6 protein-coding genes are annotated in these 8,993 nt (G+C 53.9%); 4 read left to right on the plus strand and 2 right to left on the minus strand.

Features of this window, described 5'->3' with window-relative positions:
• Positions 1 to 116 precede the first annotated feature (116 nt).
• The 4 genes from G462_RS23350 to G462_RS23355 all read left to right on the plus strand — a co-directional run bounded on the left by G462_RS23350 (position 117) and on the right by G462_RS23355 (position 6,149).
• Positions 117 to 794, plus strand: coding sequence for an ABC transporter ATP-binding protein (locus G462_RS23350; RefSeq protein ID WP_051326856.1), 678 nt, complete (start codon positions 117 to 119; stop codon positions 792 to 794).
• The gene (locus G462_RS0118325; RefSeq protein WP_026960282.1) at positions 781 to 3,282 is read left to right on the plus strand and encodes an ABC transporter permease; all 2,502 of its coding nucleotides are present in this window, start codon (positions 781 to 783) and stop codon (positions 3,280 to 3,282) included. The genes G462_RS23350 and G462_RS0118325 overlap by 14 nt, the downstream gene beginning before the upstream one ends.
• 47 nt (positions 3,283 to 3,329) lie before the next feature.
• Positions 3,330 to 4,487, plus strand: coding sequence for a lipocalin-like domain-containing protein (locus tag G462_RS0118330; RefSeq protein ID WP_169720188.1), 1,158 nt, complete (start codon positions 3,330 to 3,332; stop codon positions 4,485 to 4,487).
• A 243-nt stretch (positions 4,488 to 4,730) separates the two neighbouring features.
• Positions 4,731 to 6,149: a GH1 family beta-glucosidase gene (locus tag G462_RS23355; protein ID WP_051326858.1), complete on the plus strand. Its 1,419-nt coding sequence runs from the start codon at positions 4,731 to 4,733 to the stop codon at positions 6,147 to 6,149.
• A 570-nt stretch (positions 6,150 to 6,719) separates the two neighbouring features.
• Here G462_RS23355 and G462_RS0118345 read toward each other — a convergent pair.
• On the minus strand, positions 6,720 to 7,931 hold the full coding sequence (locus G462_RS0118345) for an IS256 family transposase (protein WP_026960284.1): 1,212 nt from the start codon (positions 7,929 to 7,931) through the stop codon (positions 6,720 to 6,722).
• Positions 7,932 to 8,426: 495 nt separating this feature from the next.
• Complete coding sequence (locus tag G462_RS0118350) at positions 8,427 to 8,741, minus strand: DUF496 family protein (protein ID WP_026960285.1); 315 nt, start codon at positions 8,739 to 8,741, stop codon at positions 8,427 to 8,429.
• Between the last annotated feature and the right edge of the window lie 252 nt (positions 8,742 to 8,993).

Raw genomic sequence — 8,993 nt, forward strand, 5'->3', positions numbered from 1 at the left:
GGCACAAAATGCAAGCGAGTCTAAAGCAGGTTGTCAGAACGTGGGTCGACTAACAAAAACTCATCCAATTCTCGCTGATGCGCGTACACTAGTTCTAGTCAGCAAGTGGAGGCAAGATGCTGGAAATCAAAGGATTAGCGAAGACCTACTCGGGTGGTGAGCAGGCCGTTCTCAATGAGCTGGCCTTTCAGCTGGCAGCCGGTGAAAGCGCGGCGCTGATGGGTGCCAGCGGTTCAGGCAAGAGCACCCTGCTCCACGTGATTGGCACCCTCGACAGCGCCGACGCCGGACAGGTGTTGTTCGAAGGTATCGACTTACAGCAGCAAAATGACGCGCAGCGCTGCCAGTTTCGTCGCCAGCAGTTGGGCTTTATCTTCCAGCAATACAACCTGTTGCCCACCCTCAATGTGCTCGACAATATCCTGTTTCCGCGCCGGCTGCTGGGCTTAAGCGATAAGCTATCAACGGTTAATGAACTGATCGATGCCTTAGACATAGCGCCCTTGCTCAAGCGCTGGCCCGAGCAGCTCTCTGGCGGGCAGCAGCAGCGGGTCGCCATCGCCCGGGCGCTAAGCCACCAGCCCAAGCTGTTGCTGGCCGACGAACCCACCGGCAACCTCGATGAGCAGCTTAGCCAGCAAGTGATGGGACTGCTTTCGGCTCAGGTTGAGCAGCAGGGCTGCGCGCTGCTGTTGGTAACCCATAGCCGTGAAGCAGCAGCCCACTGCCACCAACACTGGCGCTTACACAATGGTCAGGCCCAACTTTGCGAGCGCCTAGATGATGCCAGCTAGCGCCCTGCTGTGGACAGGTTTGGCGCTGTGGCGCCACTATCTTCGCCACCCTCTGCAGCTAATGCTTTTGCTAGTTGGGGCTTGCTCGGGGGTGGTGATGATCGTCGGCGTACAGCTGCTTAATCAGCAGGCCAAAGACAGCTACCAAGAGGGCGAGCAATTGCTCGGCCTGCAGCCAGCGGCCTACCTTCAAGCAGAATTTGGGCAAAGCCCGCTGCCCCAATCAGCCTATATCTGGCTACGCCGGCAAGGCTTCGACTCGCTGGTGCCGATACTGCAGGGTTCGCTGGCACTGGCCGACGGTCAGATTGTCACGCTGATCGGCAGCGACCCGCTATCCAGCTTTCACCATCAAAGCGCCAACGATGCCGCCCGCGATACTTCCAGAGGCAATCAGTTAGACATTGGTAGCTTTACCCTGCCGCCCTATCAGATTTTGGTCAGTCGTGAACGTGCCAAGCAGTTGGGTTGGCAAGATAATTCCGATGTTTACAGCGCTGATGGACGAAAGCTCGCCCAGTGGCAGGCGGCAGATGAACAGGCGCTCGGCCATCAACTATGGGTCGACATTGGCTACGCCCAGCAACTGCTCGGCCAACCTCAGCAGCTTAGCCAGATTGCGGTGCTTGATGATGAGCAAGCCGGACGCCTTAGCGAACTTCTGCCCGAGCTGAATCAGCGCTTCCTCTTCGGTGGCAAGTGGCAGCTTAGCTACCCCAGCTCGCCACTGGCGCTGGAGCAGATGGCCCAGCCACTGCACCTAAACCTGCGCGCATTGGGGCTGCTGTCTTGGCTGGTGGGCTGCTTTATCGTATTCAACGCCATCAGTTTTGCTCTGCAGGACCGCCGTCGCTTGCTGCATCAGCTGTTTCAAGCCGGGGTGACCCGTCAGCGCCTTGCCGCACTGCTAATCACAGAACAGGTGCTGCTGTGCGCGATGGTAATCATCTTATCGGCACCGCTGAGCTGGCTGCTGGCCGAACAACTGCTGCCAGCACTGGGGCGCTCACTCGCCCAGATCTACGCGATCAACATCGATTATCGCTTCGCCTGGCGCAGCGATATCGTACTGTACAGCGCCATCGCCAGTGGCTGCGCCTTTTTACTGGCAGCACTGTTCCCGCTGCGCAGCGCCATCAAACAGATTGCCCGTCGCCCAGCCGCCGAACTAGCCCCACTGCGCGGACAACGCCCTGAAGTATTCGCCGGTATAGCGCTGCTAGTGCTGTGCGTTGCGCTTGATTTGCTGGGACGATACACCGAGTGGGCGTTGCCACTTGGCTACCTGACACTGGCCTTGCTATTGCTGGGCAGTGGCTTGGTGGTACCCGCATTGTTGGTTGGCTTGCTCAAGCGTTTGCCGAGTCGACTAGCGTCGCGCCTACCGCTACAGCACTGGTCCTTGGGCGAGCTGGGCTGGCAGCTCAGTCGCAGCAAACTGGCATTGCTGGCACTGGTATTGGCATTAACCGCCAATGTCGGCCTTAACACCATGGTGGGCAGCTTTCGCCAAGCAGTGAGCGCTTGGCTCGACCAACGCTTAGTGGCCGATATTTACCTGCGCCCGGAGCAGGCCCAGCCTCCATGGCTAAGCAAACTACAGCAGCAAGATGTCACCTTGATTAGCCGGCGCAGCGTTTCGCTCGACTTTGGCTTACAGGGGCTGGAGGTGGTCGCACTGGACCGCCACCCGCGCTTACAGGACTCGATTTTAGATACGCCCTTAAGTGAGCAGCAGCGCCAACTGCTGGAGAGCGGCCAAGGCCTGCTGATCAACCAACGGTTGCAACTGTTAGCTGGCGTGGCGGTTGGCGACAACCTGAGCGTAGATGGCAAACACTATCAAGTGCTGGCGGTCTACGCAGACTACGGCAATCCACGTTTTCAGGTGTTCCTCGATATCGAGGTATTTGCCCAGCGTTGGCCGGGCGCCCGCGATGAGGGCATCGCACTCATGCTAGACGAGCCCAGTGAGCGGGCCGATTGGCTGCGTCGCTTGGTCGATGAGTACGGTCTATCGCCCACCCAGATCATCGACCAGCAACAGATCCGCAGTATCGCCCTTAAGGTGTTCGAGCAAACCTTTGTGGCCACCAGCGCACTAAACCTGCTTACCTTGTTGATTGCCGCCTTGGGGCTGGCCTGCAATCTGCTGTTATTGGCTCAGCGACGCCGTTATGGCCTGGCATTGCTGCATTCGATGGGCGTGCAGCAGTCTAGCTTAAAGCGGGTCAACTTGGCCCATTGGGGGCTACTCGGGGCGGTGAGCTGCCTGTTGGCGCTACCGCTAGGTATTGGCCTGGCCTGGCTGTTGATTAAGCGTCTCAACGTCTATGGCTTTGGCTGGGACTATCCACTGGTGTTGGCCAGCAGTAACTACCTGCAGATGGTGCTCCTCAGCGCCGCAGTATGCGTACTGTGCGCCTGGCTGGCACAAAAGCGCATTCATTGGCAGAACCTGCCCAATGAGCTAGGGAGTGGCAATTGAGACAAGCAATGTATACAAGTCGCCGGCTATGGATCGCCGCTCTCCTCGTGGCTTTAGGGTTATTGCTGGTGTTTGCGTGGCTACCCCGTGGCGATGACAGTGCTCCGCCTACCCTGCAGTCTCAGCCTCAGTCACACGAACAGCCGTCGCGCAGCCGCGATGCCAGCCTGCTTTCTGCCAATTCGCAAGGTTATGCCCAAGCAAAGCCGGGAACCACGCTGGAGTTCCCCCGCGACCATGGCGAGCATCCAGCTTATCGCATCGAATGGTGGTACTTAACCGGTAATCTGGAAGATGACCAAGGACAGCGCTACGGCGTGCAATACACCCTGTTTCGTTTGGCCTTGGCCGAGCCCGATGAAAATGGCCAGCTCAGCTGTGAAGACTGGCGCTGCGGCCAGATGTATATGGCCCATGCCGCGCTAGGCTCAGCCGATACCCACCGCTTTGCAGAGAAATTCAGCCGCGGCGGCGTCGGCCTGGTCGATGTGCAAAGTCAACCGTTTAGCGCCTCCATCGAACACTGGCGCTTTGCCAGTGAAGGCGAGGAGTTACTGCCGATTCAACTTCACGTCAGCGAAGCTGATTTTAGCTACAACCTGACAGTGAGCGGCGATGCGCGGCCGGTACTGCACGGCGACGGCGGGTTCAGTCAAAAACACCCCAGCCAAACCGTCGGCTCTTACTACTACAGTCTGCCCCACCTTACACTGGAAGGCGAGATCGACTTGGGCGAGGGGCGAATAACGGTGAGCGGCGAGGCCTGGATCGACCGCGAATGGAGCTCGCAATACCTTAGCGATGAGCAACTTGGTTGGGACTGGCTGTCTCTTCATTTAACAGAAGGCCGAGCGCTAATGGCCTTTCGCTTACGCCAACGCGATGGCAATCACTACGTCTATGGCTCGCTGATTGATGCCAGCGGTAATGTCACTGCGCTCGATGGTGAACAGCTGATAATGCGACCTCTAGAGACGAGTGAGGTACTGCGAAATTTTCAAACGAAGTACTCTGCGCTAGCCAGCCACTTTACAACAGTGCCCACTCGATGGGCCTTAAGTCTGCCACAGCACCAATTAGAGCTGACTGTAGAAGCGCTTAACCCGCAACAGTGGATGGATACCCAGTTCCCCTATTGGGAAGGCGCCGTCTATTGTCAGCCCCAAAGCCAGTGTCGCGGCTACCTGGAAATGACCGGATACTAGGCACTAACTGGCAGCAAAGCAGGACTGCATTCTTCGAGCTCGCTCACACTATAAGGCAACCTATCAACTGGAGATTCATGCTAAATACGGTAACGTTAGCAGGCTCACCAGGCGCAAAGTTCGTAAAACCTAAACCAATTTCAACAATGGCTAGTCGGGCCAGAGTTACTTAAGTTTTAGACAAAATGGGAGCGCACCCACTAACGCGCTCATCAACAATGAAATCTAAACAAGAGAGAGCCAATGAGTTTTCCAGAACAGTTTATTTGGGGCGCAGCCGCCGCCAGTTATCAGATTGAGGGGAATACCCAAGGCGTCGACGGATGTGGCGACTCGGTGTGGGATATGTGTTGTCGTCGCGACGGCTTCGTAAAAGGCGGTGACACCGGCTTTGTCGCCTGCGATCACTACAACCGCTTTGAAGAAGATGTCGCCATCATGAAGAAGATGGGCCTCAAGGCTTACCGCTTCAGCATTATGTGGCCACGGGTGATGCCCAATGGCACTGGCGAGGTGAACGAAGCCGGCCTTGCTTTCTACGACAAGCTGATCGATACCTTGTTGGCTAACGATATCGAACCATGGATTACCCTATTCCACTGGGACTACCCCACTGCCCTGTTCCACCGTGGCGGCTGGCTGAATGATGAGTCCAGCGATTGGTTCGCTGACTATGTGCGTATCGTTGTTGAGCGCTACTCCGACCGAGTTAAGAACTGGTTTACCCTGAATGAGCCTCAGTGCTTTATTGGTTTGGGCCATCAAGACGGCAACCATGCACCGGGTTTGCAACTGGCCCATGGCGAGATCAATCGCGCCTGGCATAACACCATGCTGGCCCACGGCAAAGCTGTAAGCATCTTGCGCAACGAAGCCAAACTGCCTGCTAAGGTAGGGGCTGCACCTTGCTTCCGCACCTATGTACCCGCATCAGATAAGCCAGAGGACATTGAAGCAGCGCGCCAAGCCACCTTTGCGGTAAGCGAGAAACACATGTTCCAAGCAAGCTGGTTTATGGACCCGATTACCAAGGGTGAGTACCCCGCTGATGGCATGGCGCTATATGGCGATGATGCGCCAGTAGTAAGTCCCGGTGACATGGCGCTTATCTGCCAAGAGCTGGATTTTGTCGGTTACAACGTGTACGAGTCTGCAACCGTTCGCGCCGGTGAAGATGGCAAGCCCGAGTTGGTAGACTACCCCAATGACTACCCTCGCACCCACTTCGACTGGCCGGTCACGCCGGAGTCTCTGCGCTGGGGCAGCCAGTTCCTGTACGAGCGTTACGGCAAGCCTATCATCGTGACCGAGAACGGCCTGAGCACTAACGATTGGGTGGGCGTAGACGGCAAAGTGAACGACTATGGTCGCATCGACTTCCTGACCCGCTACCTGCGTGGTCTGCATCAGAGTATTGAGTCAGGCACCGAAGTACTGGGGTACTTCCAGTGGTCGATTATGGACAACTTCGAGTGGGCAGCAGGCTACAGCCAGCGCTTTGGCTTGGTGCATATCGACTATGCCACGCAGAAACGGACCATGAAGCAGTCAGCATACTGGTACGGCGAGCAGATTGCCTCTAACGGAGCTCAACTGATTGGTAAAGAAGCACGAGAGTACTGGCCAGAAGTGGAGAGCTACGGCAGCAATATCGGCCGATAAGCGCTCATAAACAACAAAGCCCCAATAATTGGGGCTTTCACGTCAAAGAATGGCTACTTGGCTTCTAAAGCTAGGTAGCTTTTTTATTCCATCTCAATTTACTTAATGTTCAGATTTTGCCTCTCCTCCTTGAACGTAAAACGAGTCTGTGTTGAAAGCAACAACTCCAGAGGTGGTTGTGCCTGTAGATCCGGTCGCAGCGGTGATAGGAAAGGCTTCCAAAGAACGTTAATCTATGTGGGGGAACAGGAAGTAATCACAGGACCCAATGGTACCGGCAAGATCAACGAGGAAGGGTTTCACTGTACCCGAACAAGAGCAACACTTCTCGGTGAGAGATATCGCATTTATGGTATGGAACCACATCGCAATAAGTAAACCTACGGTTAGTGAAGCTTGTTGAGAGATGTTCGTAGTAGAGAGGGGGGAGGAAGTGCTTTACAAAACTAGCGTTAAAAACAGCCTATTTATTATGGGATTGTACTTGTTTGTTGGTGGTCATTTGGCATGGGGAATGATACAGATGCAGGACTGGGAGACTGTAATTTATTCTGTGTAAGTGGCTGTTTATCATTGTAATATACGGTCACCAAACCGAATCATAAATTGACTCATTGCTGGTTTCCAGTCCCTTATCGGCATGGTCCATTTCTTTGAGATCTGGTGCAGTGCCAGATAAATAATCTTCAACACAGAATCGTCAGTCGGGAATGACCGGCGGGTCTTCGTAATTTTCCGCAGCGATGCGTTAAGAGACTCGATGGCATTGGTCGTATAAATCACCTTTCGGATGGCTGGCGGGTAATCAAAGAACACGCTCAGGCGCTCCCAGTTGTTTCGCCAGGACTGGCTGATAGTGGGATGCTCACTATCCCATTTATCAGCAAATACATTAAGGGCCTGCTCAGCTTCAGCAAGCGTTGCTGCGCCGTAGATACGCTTCAGATCAGCTGCAACGACTTTGCGCTGTTTCCAGTTTACATAGCGCAGCGAGTGGCGCACCTGATGGACAATGCACAGCTGAACCTGAGTCTGCGGATAAACGGCTTCAATCGCTTCAGGAAAGCCTTTAAGGCCGTCACAGCAGGCGATGAAGATGTCCTGAACGCCCCGGTTCTTAAGTTCGGTCATCACGGCCAGCCAGAACTTTGCGCCTTCAGTCTGTGCCATCCAGAGACCGAGGAGTTCCTTTTCACCGTCGGTGTTGATACCCAGCGCCAGATAAACGGACTTGTTCTGAACCGCCCCTGATTCCCGACTGCGGACGACCAGGCAGTCCAGGTAAACAATCGGGTACAGCTCATCCAGAGGGCGCTGCTGCCATGCTTTGACCTCATCCATGACTGCGTTGGTCACCTGCGAGATGAACGAGGGAGAGACCTCAACACCGTAAGCCTCTTCAAAGTGGGCCTGAATGTCGCGGGTAGTCATTCCTCTGGCGTAGAGCGAAATAATGCGGTCATCGAAGCCATTAAGCTGCTTCTCGCCCTTTTTTACCAGCTTGGGTTCAAAGGTGCCGTTGCGGTCACGCGGGACTTCCAGTTCAAGTTCACCATCGGTACTGCGAACGGTTTTGCGGGTTTTACCATTGCGGGAGTTGCCGGTATTGCGGCCTGAAGGCTCGTTCTTCGAGTAGCCGAGATGCATCTCCATCTCGGCTTCCAGAGCTCGTTCAGCGACCTTCTTTGTGAGTTGCTTCAGCAAGCCTGCTTCACCAAGAATGTCTCCAGGAGAGTTGCAGCCTTCGAGCAGCTGATCGATGATGTTGTCTGAGATTGGCATTCATTAATCCTTTCAATAGGTTAATCAGAATGCCACTTACACAGATCTTTTTACACTCTCGCCTTATCTATTGTGATTCTTTTGTCGTTATATTTTCGAGTCTCTTTTTTGAAAGGGCTCTTGCTGACATGGTCAGGACTCCTTTCAATAATGTTACTTGGTAGAGTAATTCAATGGTTCTATGACCATCGGGCTGGCATTTATAGCGAACTGGGGTTTGGTTTTTATCACAATTTCTTAGTGTTGGTCTGTGCGGTTTTGATTTTTTGGGCTTCGCAACGTTTTATTGTAAAAACCTAGCTGAGTTGTTCCTTCTAAATATGCTGAAAGCTCAGCCCCATGAGTTGTTTAGCATTTCTATGGTGTGCCAGCAGCTACGCGGTTGATAAGCCATATAAATCGACAGGATAAAAAAGGGCTACCCATACTTTCTCATGAGCAGCCACAGTTTCACTTTATTGCTCGACCTTTTGGGCTTTTTATCGCAACCAGAGCTTAAGAAAACTTAGCGTCTTTTAGCTTTTTAGCGAGCTGGCGGCGCTCAGCAGAGAGTTCAGCATTCTTGATGGTGTATTCATCGACACGATCTTCGTAATCACCACGCATGTTCTCGATGATGATTTTGACTTCTTCGACGCTCATGTCTGATTGGATGTAGTTGTTCAGGTTATCGAGCAGCTCTACCCGCTTGCTGTTGTCGCGGATTTTCTTCTCAATATCGGTCATTTCCCGTTTCAGTTTGTTGCGGCGACGGCTCATCGATACCAGCTCTAATACGCGTGCAACCTGCTCTGCATTCTTCTTATCCATCACGTTTCCTCGGTGACAACTCTCGAACCGGTGGGAAGGCGCAAGCCCACCACCAAATAATTACTCGAAAGAGTATATCAAGCGCTGACCAAGAGAAAACAAGCAAACTGTATCAGCGGGGTTACATAACGCTGGAGCGCTGACCGTTACTTTTTACGTCAGGGTGAGAGCGTGAATGGTTACTTTTCACTCTATTTCTCTGAGAACCCTGCTGATAGCACCTGTTCAAGGTAAGTTGTGTTCATTGCCGCA

Source organism: Aliagarivorans taiwanensis DSM 22990 (assembly GCF_000429505.1).
Lineage (GTDB): Bacteria > Pseudomonadota > Gammaproteobacteria > Enterobacterales > Celerinatantimonadaceae > Aliagarivorans > Aliagarivorans taiwanensis.